Below are 16,182 nucleotides of genomic sequence, written 5' to 3' on the forward strand. Positions count from 1 at the left end.
GAGGGGTCACCCAAACGACCTGATGCCGGCGGCTGAACTTCCCGGGCGTGGTCACGCGCACCACCAGGGCTGGCACCCTCTACGAGGCAAAAACAGGGACCCCAACTGAGTAGCAGCAGACGTTGATATGACGCCGCAAAACGACGTGTGCTGCTACCCACTCGGGTAAAGGGGTCAGTCGGAGACGATCAGCGTCTCCGGGCCTGTTTTCCGGGCCTTGCCGTTTTCCAGCAGAGGTCCGACGACGGAGCGCAGCGCTGACATCGAATCGTCCAGTTCCAGCATCACCGGGTGCTGATACGCGATCAGCGCCAGCAGGTCACGCACCGCTTCCGCGGCATCAGCAGGGTCCAGAGCAGGCTCGTGGCCAAGAAACACGTCAGTGGCGTCCGTGGCCTCGGCCTGACCAGAAGCTCCCTGTGCCGGATGCGCATAGCTCACCGCGAAGGCACGGATGCGGCCCTTTTTGCTGGGAGCCACACTCGTTCCAAATGCTGACTCCGGCTCGGCACGCAGCACAATCGCACCGTGCGCGCCCGTGAGCTCGTCCAGGAACTGCTTCTGCACTTGCCGCACGGACAGGACCCCCGGGGAGTCCCACTCGTGGATCGCACTGTAATAGCGCCCCACCACATCCGTGAGTTCAACCGAACCGGTGGCAAGGTCCATCACCACATCTGAACCTGCGTCCTCATCGTTCGCCGGCCGTCCGCCGTCGTTGTTTGACGGGAAGACCGGGAGACTCAGCGCTCCCGGATCAACCACGATCAGCCGGGAACCCTGGATGGGCTTCAGGCCAAAGGCTTCCGCGAATGCAGCACCCGGGCTACCGGCCTGAACTTTCGCCCGCAGCCTGCCGGCTCCCGACGGCGACTGTTCCGCTTCGCGGCGAAGCATGGTCAGGAGCGTGGCGCCGACGCCGGAGCGGCGGTGGTCCCGGTCCACTTCGACATAAGCCCAGAGGCGTTCCGGATGCAGGGATGCCTCGTACACCACACCGGCAGCAACCGGAATGCCGATCCCGCCCACCACGTCCTCGGCGACGATGCAGCGGCGCCAGGGCGTTCCGTTTTCGCCGGAAGCCGACAGTGCCAGAGCGCTGCGGAACTGACCGGCCTGGAGCGTTTCCGGGTCTCCCCAGATTTCCAGCAGCGCGAGGTCGTCTCCCTCACGCCATTCACGGTACTCGATCGCCATGCCTAGGCGCCGATCAGGCGGGCGGCCAGGTAGCCCTCCACCTTGTCCAGGGAGACGCGTTCCTGGCTCATGGTGTCGCGCTCACGGATGGTGACGGCCTGGTCCTCGAGGGTTTCGAAGTCCACCGTGATACAGAACGGCGTGCCGATTTCATCCTGGCGGCGGTAACGGCGGCCGATTGCACCGGCGTCGTCGAAGTCGATGTTCCAGTTCTTCCGCAGCTGGGCGCCGAGGGCCTTGGCTTTCGGCGACAGGTCCTCGTTACGGCTGAGCGGAAGGACGGCTGCCTTGACCGGAGCCAGGCGCGGGTCAAGCTTCAGCACGGTGCGGACATCCACGCCGCCCTTGGCGTTGGGGGCCTCGTCCTCGGTGTAGGCATCGATCAGGAACGCCATGAACGACCGGGTCAGGCCGGCGGCGGGTTCGATCACGTACGGCGTGTAGCGCTCGTTGGTGGCCTGGTTGAAGTAGCTCAGGTCCGTACCGGACGCCTTGGCGTGGGTGTTGAGATCGAAGTCAGTGCGGTTGGCGATGCCTTCCAGCTCGCCCCACTCTGAGCCCTGGAAACCGAAGCGGTACTCGATGTCCGTAGTTCCCTTGGAGTAGTGGCTGAGCTTGTCCAGCGGGTGCTCGAAGAAGCGCAGGTTGTCTGCCTTGAGGCCGAGGCCGGTGTACCAGTCCATCCGCTCCTTCATCCAGTACTCGTGCCACTGCTCATCAGTGCCGGGCTCAACGAAGAATTCCATCTCCATCTGTTCGAATTCTCGGGTGCGGAAAATGAAGTTTCCGGGCGTGATCTCGTTGCGGAAGGACTTGCCGATCTGGCCGATGCCGAACGGCGGCTTCTTGCGGGAGGTGGTCAGCACATTGCTGAAGTTCACAAAGATGCCCTGGGCCGTTTCCGGGCGCAGGTAATGCATGCCTTCTTCGTTTGCCACCGGTCCGAGGTAGGTCTTGAGCAGCCCGGAGAATTCCTGCGGCTCAGTCCATTCGCCGCGGGTGCCGCAGTTGGCGCACGCGATGTCCTTCAGTCCGTTCTCAGCCGGACGGCCCTTCTTTTCCTCGTACTCTTCCTCGAGGTGATCTGCACGGTAGCGCTTGTGGCAGGAGAGGCACTCCACGAGCGGATCGGAGAAAACGTCCACGTGGCCGGAGGCTTCCCATACCTGGCGGGGCAGGATCACCGAGGAGTCCAGGCCCACCACGTCTTCACGGCCGCGGACCACTGACTGCCACCACTGGCGTTTGATGTTTTCCTTCAACTCCGCGCCAAGGGGCCCGTAGTCCCAGGCAGAGCGGGAGCCACCGTAGATTTCACCGGCCTGGAACACGAAGCCCCTCCGTTTGGAGAGGGAAATGACCTGGTCGAGAACGGATTTTGCTGCCATGGTGACTCCAATTTCTACAAGGCCGCTGGGTGCGGTCCGCGGTTTTGACCCGGGTACCCGGCCGGTTGCCGGGCGGGGCGGTGTGAAGGAAATGCTGTGCAGGAAGCTGCGCCTCCTAGCCTACCGGCCGCTGCCTCCTGAAGGCGCCCCGCGGCCAGGGCAAGGTGGCCAGCACAATGGCGCCTAGCGTAAGCACCGTGCCCAGAACTGTAGTCAGCGCCACTACCGTGCCCGGCGCGGGGAACAGCAGATCAAGTCCCAGTGAACCCAGCAGCTGGCCGGCGATCATGCCCAGACCTGTCACCAGTACACCCAGGCTTCGGACCAGAAGGGCGCCCAGACCGATGAACACACAGCCCATGGGCCCTCCCAGGTAATACCACCATTCACCGGGCAGCGGATTGGCCGGGCCCATGGTCACCGCCTTGATGCCCCAAGCGATCCACAGGATTGTTGTGCCGGCTATGAAGTTCACAAGGGTGGCGGCGATGGGAGTGCCGTAGTGCACGGTGGCGGTCCCGTTCATGGCCTGCTGGAAACTCATCAGAAATCCTGCCAGGACGGGAAGCAGCACCGGCAGCAGCCATTGTCCCGGCTCACCGGTGCTGCCCGGACCGCCTGCCGTGCCGAATCGCGGTGACACAGCCCACGCCACGGCGGCAATGGTGAGTACGCAGCCGATCACCCTGATGCCGGTGACCCGCTTCTTGCCGGCCGGCCCGATTCCCAGCCGGTCCACCAGAAGCCCGCTGACAGTCTGGCCGGTAACCGTGGCAACCGTGAACAGGGCGATGCCAAGGAGCCCGACGGTGAATGACTGCGCAAAAACAAAGAGGGCCCCGATCGCGCCGGCCATCACATAGACAGGCGGAAAAGCCCGTTCCCGTACGGCAGGAAGGATCCTGGCGAGCCCGGCGCGCCCCTTTGGAAGCACGAGGGAGATGATGATCATAACCACCAGTCCGATGCTGAAGCTCACTACCGCGGCGGCAATTCCGTCGTCAAGCCGGGCACCAAGGGCGCCGTTGATCCGGCCTTGGACGGGGATGGCCAGGCCGGCACCAATCGCCATGGGCAGGCCGGCGATTAGTGGAAGCCGGGGTGAGTGGGTCATTGGGTTCACTCTACGTCAGGCAATATTGCTTACATGAGCAACCAGGAAATTGAAGAGATCACCCTCCGCGACGACATGATCCGGCTGGGTCAGCTCCTGAAGCTTGCCAGCCTGGTGGAAGACGGTGTGGAGGCTGCGGAACTGATCAAGGGCGGCCTTGTCAAAGTCAACGGCGAGATCGACGACCGCCGTGGGCGCCAGCTGCACGACGGCGACACCATCACGGTGGGCGGCCGCACCGTCCGGATCAGCGCCCCCGCCCCTTCCAAGCAGACGGACGCTGGCTGACGCGGCCGCCTTCCCTTCGGGCGTTTTGCCGTCCCGAGCTACTAGTTGAGCACCTCGTGGGTCAGAAATTCGGACACGTGGCCGATTTCCTGCTGGTTGATACCGTGCCACATCCCGGTGTAGAGCACTTTTGTCAGCTTGACGTGCTTCCGCACCCAGCCGATCGTGAAATCGATCTTGTCCGGCGTAATGACAGGATCCTGCTGGTCCCGGCCCCAGAAAAGCGGCACTGTACCGTCCAGTTCGCCGTCGCGGAAGCTGGCGTCCGCACCGGCGTCGACCGCAAAACCTGAAAGCCCGACGACGGCGGCAAAATCTGCGGGGCGCTGCCTCAGCAGCGTCGTGGCCATGGCCATTCCCATCGAGAAACCGAGCAGGGTCACCGAAGGGTGGTTGGCCTTGACGCTGTCCAGCCAGTCCAGCACGTACCCGGAGGCGGTCTTGACGGCGTCGAGCGAATAGTCGACAGAGCCGGTCAGCGGGAACCAGGTGAAGCCGGGGCCCATGGCGATGGGGGCGCGGACGGACGCCACTGCGAAGTCGTCGGGAAGCATGTCAGCGAGGCTCAGGAGATCCAGCTCGTTTGCGCCATAGCCATGGAGCACCACCAACAGGGGTTTGCCGGCCCGGGAGTCCTCGGTCTTGGACCACGAAACGACGGGGGCAGGAAATACTTCGGCTTCAGTCATGCTTCCATTCTTACAGTTACCCGACGGTAACAACCTACGGTGGCGTAGCTTGAGACTCAGGAGGCAGGATAAGAACGTGAGTGAAATAAAAGCCATGCAGAATCCGCCTGACATTGCGGGAAGCCATCCCTGGAGCCGTTACGTGGCGCTGGGTGATTCCTTCACCGAAGGAATCGGAGATCCTGAGCCACAGAACCCTGGCGGACACCGTGGTTGGGCGGACCGCGTGGCCGAGGAACTCAGCCGTGGCTCCAGCGACTTCGCGTATGCCAATCTGGCGGTCCGCGGCCGGCTCCTCCAGCAGATCGTTGACCAGCAGCTGGCCCCTTGTCTGGCGCTGAAGCCGGATCTGGTCACGCTCTCCGCTGGCGGAAACGATCTCATCCGCCCCGGCGGGGATCCCGATGCCCTGGCCGAGAAACTCGACTCGGTGGTCCAGATTCTGGCCATGGGCGGGGCAACAGTGGTCCTGTTCAACGGCCCGGACGTCGGTTCCTCGGTTCTGGGGCGCTTCCGCAGCAAAGTGGCCATCTACAACGAGAACCTGCGGACGGTTGCTGCGCGTCATGACGCCGTCATCGCAGACATGTGGTCGCTGAGGCAGCTCAACGATCCCCAGATGTGGGACGTGGACCGCCTTCACTTCTCGCCGCTCGGCCATCACACCATCGCGGCCATGGTGCTGGATTCCCTCAACGTCCACCACACTCTGGAACCACTCATGCCCAAGCCGCTGCCCCCGCAAAGCTGGCGCCAAGCGCGCACCGGCGATCTGGTGTGGGCACGCGAATACTTCGTCCCGTGGGTTGTCCGGCGGCTGCGCCACCGTTCATCAGGCGATGGCATCACTGCCAAGCGTCCGATGCCGGGGCCCGTCTTCGGACCCGGTGTCCCGATGGGATCCGGCGAGGGACCGCTGGGGTCCGGGGACTCCAGCCGGAAGTAGCCGGCCATACCTGTGTTGAGGGCGGAGGCAGGAATCGGCATGGACGCTGACGGGGTGGTGCGGCTCAGGCTGAGCAGACAGCAGCTCCGTGGCCCGCATGCGGACGCCCCGGCCATGGCCGTTAAGAACCTGCTTGCCGTCCAGGCCCAGGAGTTCCAGTATGCCCGCTGGTCGCTGGCCCAGCGGACCACGTCAGCTACCGCCGCTGAGGTGGAGCAGGCTGTGGCAGACGGCCGGATCCTGCCCACCCATATCCTGCGGCCCACGTGGCATTTTGTGCACCGCGATGATCTGCGCTGGCTAATGTCGCTTTCGGGCCCGCGTTTGCACCAGGGCAACCGCGGGATGTACCGCCGCACCGGAATAGATACCGAAGTAGCTGAGAAGGGCAACACGGTGCTCGCCGCGGCCGGGACCGGCGGGAACCATCTGACCCGCGACGAGCTGGCAACTGAACTGCAGCGTGCAGGGTTTCTGGCCAAGGGTCTGGAACTGGCTTACCTGATCATGAACGCGGAAATCGGTGGGGTGCTCGTCCCCGGCGCCCCCGTGCGGAGCGCCGGGGGCCCTCAAGCAGACCTATGCACTGTTCGACGAGCGCGTCCCCGCCGCGCCGGCTGCACTGAGGTCCCGGGCAGAGTCGCTTGCCGAACTGGCGCTGCGGTACTTTGTCAGCCGTGGTCCTGCCACCATCAAGGACTGCGCGGACTGGTCCGGCCTGACCATGGCGGATATCCGATCGGGAGTAAAGCTGACCCTTGAAGCAGATCCGGGAGCGCTGGAAACCACGGTGATTGTCGGCGTCGGATTCTATTTCCGTGCTGGCCACCGCGCTGAACCTGATGGGGCTGACGGATCCCGGATCCCGGATCGATCTGATCCAGTGTTACGACGAATTCGTTATGCGCTACTCGGAATCGAGGCACTACCTGGGCGGCAGCGTCCCCGCCTTCCCTGTGGAACAGGCCCCCATGCACGTGGTGCTTCTCGATGGCCGCATGATCCGTACCTGGCGGCATGCATTCTCCCGCGGGCGCTGCGAACTGGACGTCCGCACGGCTGGCTCACTCGATCCCGCCGCCGGGCAAGCCCTGGAGCAGGCTGTCGACCGCTACAGCCTTTTTCTGGAAATGCCGGCCGTCCGGCTGTGACCATGGGGGTTAAGCTGGAAGGACACTTCTGAGAGGCGCGGCCCTGTGAACAACCTGTTTTTCTGGATCATCGTTTTGTCATTCCTGATTCCGATGGGGATGCGGATGTACCGGAAATCCGTCCAGCGCCGGAACCAGGACCAGAGTTTTTCCGGCCGGTACCCGGACCAGTTCCCGCCTGGGTCCTCCGGTCCGCAGAGCAACCAGCCCCGGGACGGTTACACGCAGCAGGACTATCTCGGCGGCGGCTTCCGGCAGATCGGCGGCCAGCAGCCCCTGCCGCAGAATCAGCCCAACCAGGAGTTCCAGCCGTATCAGGAGTTCCAGCCGAATCAGCCCCTGCCGCCGCAACAACAGGAGCCTCAGCAGCCGGCCGCCCCGGCCACGCCGCCGCCGCCGTCGGAACCGCAGGGTTTCCGCGCGCGCAAACTGGCTGAACTGGACACGAAATACAGCAACGGTGAACTCGCCATGGAAGACTACATGGCCCAGCGTGCGGAGATCATGAAGGGCTGAACCCTGAAGGTGCGGCGCCGCAGCTCTATGCGAAGAAGCTGTTCCGCAGCTGGTCATTGAGCTGGCCGATTTCCGTCAGGAACCCGTCATGGCCGATAGGTGCCTGGATCACGTGCACCTCAACGTCTCCGGGCAGCGCATCCGCCAATTCCTGGGACTGGGCAGGGAAGTACAGCCTGTCAGTATCAACTGCGGCCACAAAAAACTCGGCCGTTGCCTGTGAGAGAGTCTCCTTGAGCGGACCGCGGCCACGGCACACGTCGTGGCTCATCAGCGCCTCCGTGATGGCGACATAACTGTTCGCATCAAACCGTTGGACCAGCTTGTTGCCCTGATGGTCCAGGTAGCTCTCAACCTGGTACCGGCCGCGCTCCCCCAGTGACGCCGCCCGCAAGGGCGATTCCGCGGCCTGCGCGTTCCGGCCGAACCGGAAATCGAGCTCCTGGGCCGAGCGGTAGGTGATGTGCGCAATGCGGCGGGCCAGAGCCAGTCCGTCCTCGGGCAAGGAACCTCCGTAGTAGTCGCCGCCGTTGAAGTTGGTGTCCTGCCGGATGGCGAGCGTCTGTGCCTGGGCATAGGCAATCTGTTCGGCGGTGCTGCTGGCACCTATCGAGATCACCGCGCAGCGCTGCACGCGGTCCGGGTAGGTGAGCGCCCATTCAAGTGCGCGCGCACCGCCCATGGAGCCGCCCAGGACAGCGAACCAGCTGCCGATGCCGAGCTGGTCAGCCAGCCGCCCCTCGGCCACGGTGGTGTCCCGGAGGGTGACCAGCGGGAACCGGGAACCCCAGGGCTTTCCATCCGGAGCAGCCGACGACGGCCCGGTGGATCCGTAGCAGCCGCCCACAATGTTGATGGAGACAACAAAGAACCTGTCCGTGTCCACCGGGGCGCCGGGACCGGCCAACTGCTCCCACCAGCCGGCTTCGTCCGATGCCCCCTTTGTCACGTGGGTGCTGCCGGTCAGGGCGTGTTGGACGAGCACCGCGTTTGAAGCATCCGCGTTGAGCGTTCCCCACGTTTCGTAGGCAAGGGTTACATCCGGCAGGAACCCGCCGGCTTCCAGCTCAAGGCCGCCGATTCCCAGGTACCGGACCATGCCGTCCGGCACCGTTCCGACAGCAGGAGTGCAGGACGCGGCAGTTGCTTTGGGATTGGAGTCGGCGTTGGCGTTGGCGTTGGCCGGATGATCGGGAACGGCGGGAATCCGGTCATTGTTTCCGATGTCGGATAAGGCAGCCTTTCCGTTTTCAGGTACGGCGGTGCGGGCGACGGCAATCGTCATGTGAGGACCTTTTCTACGCGCTTGCCCGCCGTCAGCTGACCGGCAGGCCAGGTCTTCACCCGGGGCACCCCGCCGCAGAAGGAGGGTTGCCGGCCAGCAAGCCGGGGCTGTCGCTGGCACTCATGACCTGAGGCAAGTCTACGAAATGCGGAGTCCCAATGGCGAAGATTGTGACACCTTTATGACTCCCCGCTGTCCGGATGCCCGTCAGGCACCCGGACAGCCGCTGCAGATCAGCCGTTGCAGCTGCCGCTCAGACGCCCCTGGCGGCGCGGAAGCCCGCCTCGAGATCAGCAAGGACGTCATGGATGTGCTCGAGGCCCACGGAGAGCCTCACCCTGCTTCCGCGCCGCCGGCAAGGTGGAACGCCACCGCGGCACCGGTGCCTTTGGGCAATCAGGAACGCAGTGACCGGCGATACGGCTGTCGGATGAGGGTCTTTAATGGACATCCCATGACGGTTAGGGATGCCTTAGCTGAGAGCTCCATCACAAAGTGTCAAGATGATGGCATGCGCATGGATCACGTCTCTTACGCCTGTGAACACGATGGCCTGGCTGCCACCACCGACCGTATTTCGACCGCCCTCGGCGTCGAAGCCGTCAAGGGTGGTGTCCATCCCCGATTTGGTACCAGGAACATGATTATCCCGCTCGCCGGGCACAAATATCTGGAGGTTGTGGAGGTCCTGGACCACCCGGCTTCTGACAAGGCACCCTTCGGCCAGGCTGTCCGGGCACGCTCGGCAGCCGGCGGCGGCTGGATGGGATGGTGCGTCGAAGTTGACGACCTCGCCCCGTTCGAAGACCGCCTGGGCCGCGCCGCCGTCAACGGCAATCGCAAGTTCCCGGATGGGCGCGAACTGGTCTGGAAGCAGATCGGCATCCTTGGGCTCATTGCCGATCCGCAGGTCCCCTACATGCTCAAGTGGGAAGGCGATCCGGACCTTCATCCGTCCAACGCCTACGAGAGCAACGTCAAGATGTCCAGCCTCACCATCGCCGGCTCAGCAGAGCGGGTCACCGAATGGCTGGGCGAACCTGTCGAGAAGCCGCTTGAGGACGTCGCCGTGAACTGGCTGGCTCCACACGGCACGCCCGGCATCCTGTCAGTCACCTTCGAAACCGCATCCGGAGCGGTCACCATCTGACCCTCGCTTCACCGGTCTCTGTGTCCACCTGAACTTCGGCCGCCATCAGCGGGTGCCAATGACGCCACCCACCGATGGCGGCCGAATCCCCTTAACGATCAGCCCGGCTGACGCCCGGCCCGGCTGGTACAGCCGAAAGCCCCGGGCCCTTTATCGCGGGGAACCGGATGCTTCGTCGGTGATGTCCGCAGAGCGGGCGGGGAGGTGCCCGCCCGCTCCGCGGTCGCTCATGGTCCGGTGGTGAAGCTCCAGGAAGTCCAGAGCAGACTGTTCCCCGCGGCGTCCTTGATGCCGCCGCTGAGGCCCGCGGTGTACTTGGTGCGCGCGGTGAGCGTTAGCCCTGGGTTGAGGGTTGCCACCCGCGTGGTGGCGTTGTAGCTGACCACCGCGCTGATCACGCTGCCGGTGGCGGCGTTCCTCAGGGCGAACGTACCACTGGTTACACCGGTCACCTTCTCGCTGAGGGCTGCCGTCACATTGGCCACCCGGCTGACCCCGACAGCGCCTGGAGCCGGTGACTTCGTGCCCACGGTTGGCCGCGGCCCGGTGGTGAAGCTCCAGCTGCTAGCAGTGAGGGGGTTGCCCGCGGTGTCCTTAATCCCGGCGCTCACCGTGGCGGTGTATCTGGTGTCCGCTGCCAGGGTTACCCCTGGGTTGAGGGTTGCCACCCGGGTGGTGGCGTTGTAACTCACCGCCGATGCGACCGCAGCCCCTGCTGCGTTCTTCAGGGTAAACGTTGCGGACGAAACGCCTGTGACGTTTTCACTGAAGGTCGCCGTGACGTTGCTGGTCTGGCTGACGGCGGTGGTGCCTGCTGCCGGAGTGCCCGGCCTGGCGGTCGGCCCGGCGATGTCAACGGTGACCCGAAGGGTACCGGTGGACATCGTCTCGGGCACTCCCGTAGCGAATTCGCTGGCTGTTACGCTGTGAGCCCCGCTGGCCAAGGGAAGATCCGGAGCCACCGAGTATGTTCCCCCGGCACCCACGGTGGCGGTGCCCCGCAGCGCCCCGTCCACATACAGGTTCACTCCTGTGGAAGTGGTGAGGGCGGTCGCACCGGTAAAGACCGGGGAGCGGTTCGCGGTGAGGTTATCCGTGCTTGAGCTGCCCGTGTCAGTGGCTGCAGTCATGTCCGGAGCCGAGGGGCCGTTCGCCAACGGCGCGGTGCATGGTGCTCCGGGGCCGGCGAACTGTCCGAACTCGAAGATCGTTGCCTCGGCGGTGGTCGCCGGGTCTGTTCCCAGCCACAAAGCCCTGCTCTCGTTGGCGACCGCCCTGTCGGCGTCGCTCGTGCCGTCCACGGTGCTGACCTGGCCGAGTCCGGTAAAGGTGGCCGTCCACGACGTCAGCCCGGGCCCGTCGTAGGCCAAGGTGCCGTCACCGCCGCCCGCCGCGGCACGGATGGTGCGCTTTCCGTTGATGACAAATGACTGCCTGCCGGCGACCACCCTGGCCTCGAGCTGGGAAGCCGGTATCTGGCCTCCGCCAGCGGCGATCGCCGTTCCCTTCATCACCACCGTGGACGCGTTGACTTTCGTTGCCGGCTGCGTGACGGTGACATTCGCTGTGCTGGTCTGGTCCCCGATGCCGGGCGCCGTCAGGATGCGTGCAACGTCACCGGGCCGGATATCCGGAGTGACTCCCTCCCAACACGCGCCTCCGGGGTGGTTTACTTCCACGAACCCGTCGAACCCGGGGGTCGCCGGGTCGTCTTGGGGAACCACATTCGTTGCAGTCCCCACCACGGCGCCGCCGCGGACGATCTGAACCGTAGGCCGGTCACCGGTCGCGTAACCTGCAGCCGAGACAAAGTCCCTGACCGGAAAGACAATGATACTGTGCGGCGCCACGGGCGGATCATTAATCGCCGCCGCGGCCGCCGGCACCGCACCCAACGGCACCATAACAACCCCCACCGCGCCCGCAAGGACGGCGGCTGCCAAACGCGTGTACTTCATTTCTCTGGACATGACTCTGTGCCTCTCGCTAAGACCGCATCACGCCGGCGATCGGTAGTCGCCCGCCGGCGCGTACCTATACCCGTTCCCAGTACGCGTCCCAAAGATAGCCAACAGAAACTGGAAAAACCTTGCGCCCGACGTACCGCCCAATGACCGCTTCCCGGCGGCATCAGGGCTCACCGACGTCTCGGAAGGGAGCACCAGGCTGCCATTCAACGGATGGATGAAGTCATCACGGGCCTACGACGTCTCCCGCAGGTCCTCACCGGGCCCGGATATCCAGAGAATGAGCGATTCTACGGAAGGGTCGGGCAGCGCGTCACGGCGGCCTTTGTGTGGTTACAGCCGAAGTAAATTTGTGTCACAGTCCGCGGAACCTCAGATTCTGAGCAGAGGATTGACGAAACCGTTGAAGGTCGCCGACTGCCATCCGGCCCCGCGCTCACCCCTGAGGTCCCCCAGATTTGGGGGGAAGCAATTGCTTGACAAGCGGGTCTTCGCATTTTGCGTTTTCACAAGGCGCCGTGACAAGGCGTGCATTGTCCGAATCTGCACGCGGAAGTCCGCCGCTGGCACACCCGGCAACGGCGGACGCCGGCGGGCCTAGTACTACAGTCGCGTTTAATTTAGGCGGTCGCGGCGGTTTAATCGGACTTTCCGGTCGTGGCCTGTTAATCGTTGGTGGTGAGTGATGATATTTGTGTGGCGGAGGTAGAAGAGTGGGCCGAAGGTCTGGAGGAAATCGGCGATCTTATTGGGCCGCGGTTTGTCCGGTCTGAACCGCGGCGGAATGCTGTTGGGTATGTGCGCGGGCTGCTTTCGGATGAGGAACGGAAAAATTCCTGGACCCTGTCTGAACGCGCCGGGCACGGCACCCCGGATGGCATGCAGCGCCTGCTCTCGACCACTGACTGGGACCCGGAGGTTGTGCGGGATGATTTGTTCACCTACGTCAATCGCCACCTGGGCGATCCCGGCGGGATCCTGATCATCGACGAGACCGGATTCCTCAAGAAGGGCGCCGAATCGGCCGGGGTCGCACGCCAGTATTCAGGCACTGCCGGGCGGGTGGAGAACTGCCAGATCGGGGTGTTTCTGACGTACTCCGCCCCGGCCGGGCGCACCCTGCTGGACCGGGAACTTTACCTGCCCAAAACCTGGGCCGATGACCGGGAAAGATGCACCCGGGCCGGGATCCCCAAAACCAGGGAATTCGCCACGAAACCGGTGCTCGCCGCGGACATGATCGACCGCGCCCTGGATGCCGGGATCCCGGCCCGCTGGGCCACCGGGGACGCTGTCTACGGACAGCACACGGGGCTGCGCCGCCGCCTGGAAGCCCGAGGTCTGCACTACGTGCTGGCCGTTCCCATGAACCAAAACATCATCGCCCCCACCGCAGGGATCGGCGAGCAATGGCGCGCGGATAAACTAATCGCTTCCCTGCGCGGCAACGCCTGGCGGACCCGCACCGCCGGGGCAGGAACCAAGGGCGAGCGTCGATACTCCTGGGCACGGACCCGCATCAACGGACCCGCCGAAACCGGAGAACACTGGCTGCTGGCCCGCCGCTCCCTGAAAGACCCCACCGACCTGGCCTACTACATCTGCCACGGCCCCAACCGGGTCTCCCTCGCCGAACTGGTGCGGATCGCCGGCGCCCGCTGGGCGATCGAGGAAACCTTCCAAACCTCCAAAGGCGAAACCGGGCTGGACCACTACCAGGTCCGCCAATACACCGGCTGGTACCGGCACATCACCCTCTCCATGTTCGCCCAGGCCTTCCTGACCGTGATCCGCTCCAAAAAAGGGGCCCTGCCGCCGCAGACGGCGAACTGATCCGGCTCTCACTGCCCGAAATCAGGCGGCTGCTCGTCCGCCTCGTCTGGCACCGCACCACCAGCCCGAAACACGTCCTGGAACACTCAACCTGGCGACGAAAACACCAACACCGAGCCCGACGCTGCCATTACAAGGCCCGCGGACACACCCAATAAACGCGACTGTAGTACTAGACCAGGAAGCGCATAAGCGCCGCAACGTCGTCGGGCGGTCTCTCAAACTTTCAAACAACGGCGGGAGCCGGCGACCCGATACGACAAGCCTGACCGTTCCTACCGTGGCGGCGGCGTGCACTAGCCAAGCCCGACTGCCTTGCCGAAGAGGCTGAAGCCGACGAATGCCACGATGTCCAGCACCGCATGGGCAATCACCAGCGGCATGACACGGCCGGTCTTTGCATAGATCCAGGCGAAGACCACCCCCATCACGGCGTTCCCGATGAACGGCCCGAAGCCCTGGTACAGGTGATAGCTGCCCCTCAGCATGGAGCTGGCAAATATGGCCAGCGGCATGCTCCAGCCGAATTTGCCCAGCCGGTCCAGCAGATAGCCCACCACAATGACTTCCTCCACGACGCCGTGCCGTATCGCGGACAGTATCAGCACAGGAACAGTCCACCAGTAGGAGTCCAGCGCACTGGGGATGATCGCTGTGGTGATGCCCAGCGCCCGGCCTCCTGCGTAGAGTCCCAGGGAGGGAATGCCGATCAGTGCCGCAAGGCCCAGACCCTGCAGCAGATCCACACCGGGCCTGGCGAAGTTGAAGCCCAGTTTCCGGAATGCCGAGCCGCTCGTCCGCCCGTCATTGGGTGTCCGGACATGATCCGTCAGGAAGTAGATCACCAGCAGCACCGGCACCAGCGCGAAGACTATGTCCAGCAGCTGATAGGTGAGATCGAAGTATTCGCGGGTGCTCTGCGAACGGTTAAGCGTGGAGGTGCCCTGGGCAAGGGGTGCCCGGGTCACCTTGTCCAGGAGCTGCACCACGGAGTAGACAGCGGACTGGCCGAGGGACAGTCCGAGGACAATCCAGACTTCAATCCGCAGACGACGGCGGGCAGGAACCAACATGTTCCTATCTTGCCTTTAGTTTCTGGTTCTTTCCTGTTGCCCTGCTTCTTTCGGGCCGGGCCTATGCTTGGTGGTTATGAGTGCGCCCGGGAAAATCATCATGATCCGGCATGGCCAGTCCGCGGCCAATGCCGACACCTCCATCTACAACCGGGTGCCGGACTACCGGATACCGCTGACGCCGAAGGGCCTCGAGCAGGCCAAGGCAGCCGGGGAGCAGATCCGGCGCCAGCTCGATGGCCGCCAGGTCTGCGTTTATGTGTCTCCGTATCTGCGGGCGTACCAGACCCTGGAAGCACTCGACCTGGGCGCGCTTATTGAACGGGTGGTCGAAGAGCCCCGGCTCCGCGAACAGGACTGGGCGAATTTCCAGATCACCGGGGAAATCGAAGACCAGAAGGAACTGAGGAATGCCTATGGGCACTTCTTCTACCGGTTCCGCGAGGGCGAGTCGGGCTCAGACGTCTACGACCGCATTTCCTCGTTTATGGAAACCCTCTACAGGCACTGGTCCAGGCCCAGCTACGCGCCCAACACATTGCTGGTGACACATGGTCTGACCATGCGGCTGTTCTGCATGCGCTGGTTCCACTGGTCCGTTGAGTACTTCGAGTCGCTGAATAACCCGGACAACGCAGAGGTCCGCACGCTGCTGCGCACGGACCACGGCAAGTATGAGCTGGACAAGCCGTTCAGCCAGTGGGTGGAGCGAAGCGTCAACGAGTCAGTGCTGAACGCTCCTCATATGATCTGGTGAGGAGTCCGGCCGGAAAGAGGATCAGGATTCCTGTGCCGGCGGCGCCACAATGACTTCGGTGCCGTTGGCCTCGAACGCAGCCTTGTCCGTGTCTGAAATGCCGGAGTCGGTGATCAGCTTGCTGAACCGGTAACCCGCCATGGTGGCGAACGCGCGCCGCCCCACTTTGGAAGAGTCCGCCAACACATAGGACACGGCGGCACGGCGGGCCATCAGCGCGTTGACGGAGGCCTCCCCCTCGTCCGTGATGGTAGGGCCAAACGCAGGATCGATGCCGTTTACCCCGATGAAGGCGATGTCCAGCGCGACCTTCTGCATGATGATGTCCGTGTACGGCCCCACCAGCTCGTAGGATCGCGGGTTCAGGATGCCACCGGTCACCATGATCTTGATATTGGGCCGGACAGCAAGCTGGGACGCAATATTGATGGCATTGGTGACCACCGTCAACGTGGCGCGGTTGGAGTGCGTGTTCAGATCAGCGCGGGTTGACAAAACCTGCGCCAAGGCAGTGCTGGTGGTGCCGCCGCTGAGGCCGATCACTGCCCCCGGCTGGATCAGCGCAGAGGCGGCCAGCGCGATCTGCTGTTTCGCTTCGGCGTGATCGTCCCGGTTATAGCGGCCAGGGAGGTCGTAGGCGACCGAACCTGTGGTTGCTCCACCCCTGGTCCGGCTGAGCAGCCGCTGCTTGGCAAGGCTGTCCAGATCGCGTCGCGCCGTGGCAGGCGACACGCCGAGTTGCGTGACAATGTCCTCCACGTCAACCTGCCCGGACTCCGCCAGCAGATCCAGGATCGCAGTCAGTCGATCGGTGCGCGTCATCACTAA

15 protein-coding genes, 1 pseudogene and 1 riboswitch are annotated in these 16,182 nt (G+C 64.1%); of the genes and pseudogenes, 8 read left to right on the forward strand and 8 right to left on the reverse strand.

Going from position 1 to position 16,182, the window contains the following annotated elements; all coding sequences use genetic code 11:
* Positions 1 to 174 precede the first annotated feature (174 nt).
* From V3C33_00465 to V3C33_00475, 3 genes are all read right to left on the reverse strand, one after another.
* Entirely contained in the window at positions 175 to 1,197 is a 1,023-nt protein-coding gene (locus V3C33_00465) for a GNAT family N-acetyltransferase (protein XAS67855.1), read from the reverse strand.
* 2 nt (positions 1,198 to 1,199) lie between these two features.
* Positions 1,200 to 2,585: a glycine--tRNA ligase gene (locus V3C33_00470; GenBank protein XAS67856.1), complete on the reverse strand. Its 1,386-nt coding sequence runs from the start codon at positions 2,583 to 2,585 to the stop codon at positions 1,200 to 1,202.
* Positions 2,586 to 2,700: 115 nt separating this feature from the next.
* On the reverse strand, positions 2,701 to 3,699 hold the full coding sequence (locus V3C33_00475) for a DMT family transporter (protein XAS67857.1): 999 nt from the start codon (positions 3,697 to 3,699) through the stop codon (positions 2,701 to 2,703).
* A 33-nt stretch (positions 3,700 to 3,732) separates the two neighbouring features.
* On the opposite strand from V3C33_00475, the gene V3C33_00480 reads away from it, so the two are divergent.
* Positions 3,733 to 3,987: an RNA-binding S4 domain-containing protein gene (locus V3C33_00480; GenBank protein XAS67858.1), complete on the forward strand. Its 255-nt coding sequence runs from the start codon at positions 3,733 to 3,735 to the stop codon at positions 3,985 to 3,987.
* Between the two features lie 41 nt (positions 3,988 to 4,028).
* Here V3C33_00480 and V3C33_00485 read toward each other — a convergent pair whose 3' ends face one another.
* Positions 4,029 to 4,676, reverse strand: coding sequence for a phospholipase (locus tag V3C33_00485; protein ID XAS67859.1), 648 nt, complete (start codon positions 4,674 to 4,676; stop codon positions 4,029 to 4,031).
* A gap of 94 nt (positions 4,677 to 4,770) precedes the next feature.
* Here V3C33_00485 and V3C33_00490 point away from each other — a divergent pair, with 94 nt between their 5' ends.
* The 4 genes and pseudogenes from V3C33_00490 to V3C33_00505 all read left to right on the forward strand — a co-directional run bounded on the left by V3C33_00490 (position 4,771) and on the right by V3C33_00505 (position 7,289).
* Positions 4,771 to 5,622, forward strand: coding sequence for an SGNH/GDSL hydrolase family protein (locus V3C33_00490; protein XAS69822.1), 852 nt, complete (start codon positions 4,771 to 4,773; stop codon positions 5,620 to 5,622).
* Positions 5,623 to 5,736: 114 nt separating this feature from the next.
* Positions 5,737 to 6,397: pseudogene (locus V3C33_00495) on the forward strand (winged helix DNA-binding domain-containing protein).
* A gap of 43 nt (positions 6,398 to 6,440) precedes the next feature.
* Positions 6,441 to 6,773 (forward strand): crosslink repair DNA glycosylase YcaQ family protein, encoded by a 333-nt coding sequence (locus V3C33_00500; GenBank protein ID XAS69823.1) that lies wholly within the window; start codon positions 6,441 to 6,443, stop codon positions 6,771 to 6,773.
* 45 nt (positions 6,774 to 6,818) lie between these two features.
* On the forward strand, positions 6,819 to 7,289 hold the full coding sequence (locus V3C33_00505; GenBank protein ID XAS67860.1) for a hypothetical protein: 471 nt from the start codon (positions 6,819 to 6,821) through the stop codon (positions 7,287 to 7,289).
* Between the two features lie 25 nt (positions 7,290 to 7,314).
* On the opposite strand, the gene V3C33_00510 is transcribed toward V3C33_00505, so the two are convergent.
* Positions 7,315 to 8,388, reverse strand: a complete 1,074-nt coding sequence (locus V3C33_00510) for a homoserine O-acetyltransferase (protein XAS69824.1) — start codon at positions 8,386 to 8,388, stop codon at positions 7,315 to 7,317.
* 198 nt (positions 8,389 to 8,586) lie between these two features.
* A riboswitch (SAM riboswitch) is annotated at positions 8,587 to 8,702 on the reverse strand.
* 383 nt (positions 8,703 to 9,085) lie between these two features.
* On the opposite strand from V3C33_00510, the gene V3C33_00515 reads away from it, so the two are divergent.
* Positions 9,086 to 9,724 (forward strand): VOC family protein, encoded by a 639-nt coding sequence (locus tag V3C33_00515; GenBank protein ID XAS67861.1) that lies wholly within the window; start codon positions 9,086 to 9,088, stop codon positions 9,722 to 9,724.
* Between the two features lie 227 nt (positions 9,725 to 9,951).
* Here V3C33_00515 and V3C33_00520 read toward each other — a convergent pair whose 3' ends face one another.
* Complete coding sequence (locus V3C33_00520; GenBank protein XAS67862.1) at positions 9,952 to 11,694, reverse strand: Ig-like domain-containing protein; 1,743 nt, start codon at positions 11,692 to 11,694, stop codon at positions 9,952 to 9,954.
* Positions 11,695 to 12,387: 693 nt separating this feature from the next.
* On the opposite strand from V3C33_00520, the gene V3C33_00525 reads away from it, so the two are divergent.
* A complete protein-coding gene (locus V3C33_00525) occupies positions 12,388 to 13,524 on the forward strand; it encodes an IS701 family transposase (protein ID XAS67863.1) in 1,137 nt (378 codons plus the stop codon).
* A 296-nt stretch (positions 13,525 to 13,820) separates the two neighbouring features.
* On the opposite strand, the gene V3C33_00530 is transcribed toward V3C33_00525, so the two are convergent.
* Positions 13,821 to 14,597 carry a CPBP family intramembrane glutamic endopeptidase gene (locus V3C33_00530; protein XAS67864.1) on the reverse strand — a complete coding sequence of 259 codons (777 nt, stop codon included), beginning with the start codon at positions 14,595 to 14,597 and terminating at the stop codon, positions 13,821 to 13,823.
* A gap of 76 nt (positions 14,598 to 14,673) precedes the next feature.
* Between V3C33_00530 and V3C33_00535 the strand changes: the two genes are divergently transcribed.
* Positions 14,674 to 15,354 (forward strand): histidine phosphatase family protein, encoded by a 681-nt coding sequence (locus tag V3C33_00535; GenBank protein ID XAS67865.1) that lies wholly within the window; start codon positions 14,674 to 14,676, stop codon positions 15,352 to 15,354.
* A 21-nt stretch (positions 15,355 to 15,375) separates the two neighbouring features.
* Here the strand turns inward: V3C33_00535 and V3C33_00540 are convergent, their stop codons facing one another.
* Positions 15,376 to 16,176: a DeoR/GlpR family DNA-binding transcription regulator gene (locus V3C33_00540; GenBank protein ID XAS67866.1), complete on the reverse strand. Its 801-nt coding sequence runs from the start codon at positions 16,174 to 16,176 to the stop codon at positions 15,376 to 15,378.
* Between the last annotated feature and the right edge of the window lie 6 nt (positions 16,177 to 16,182).

The sequence above is a fragment of the Micrococcaceae bacterium Sec5.7 genome (genome assembly GCA_039636785.1).
Classification (GTDB): domain Bacteria; phylum Actinomycetota; class Actinomycetes; order Actinomycetales; family Micrococcaceae; genus Arthrobacter.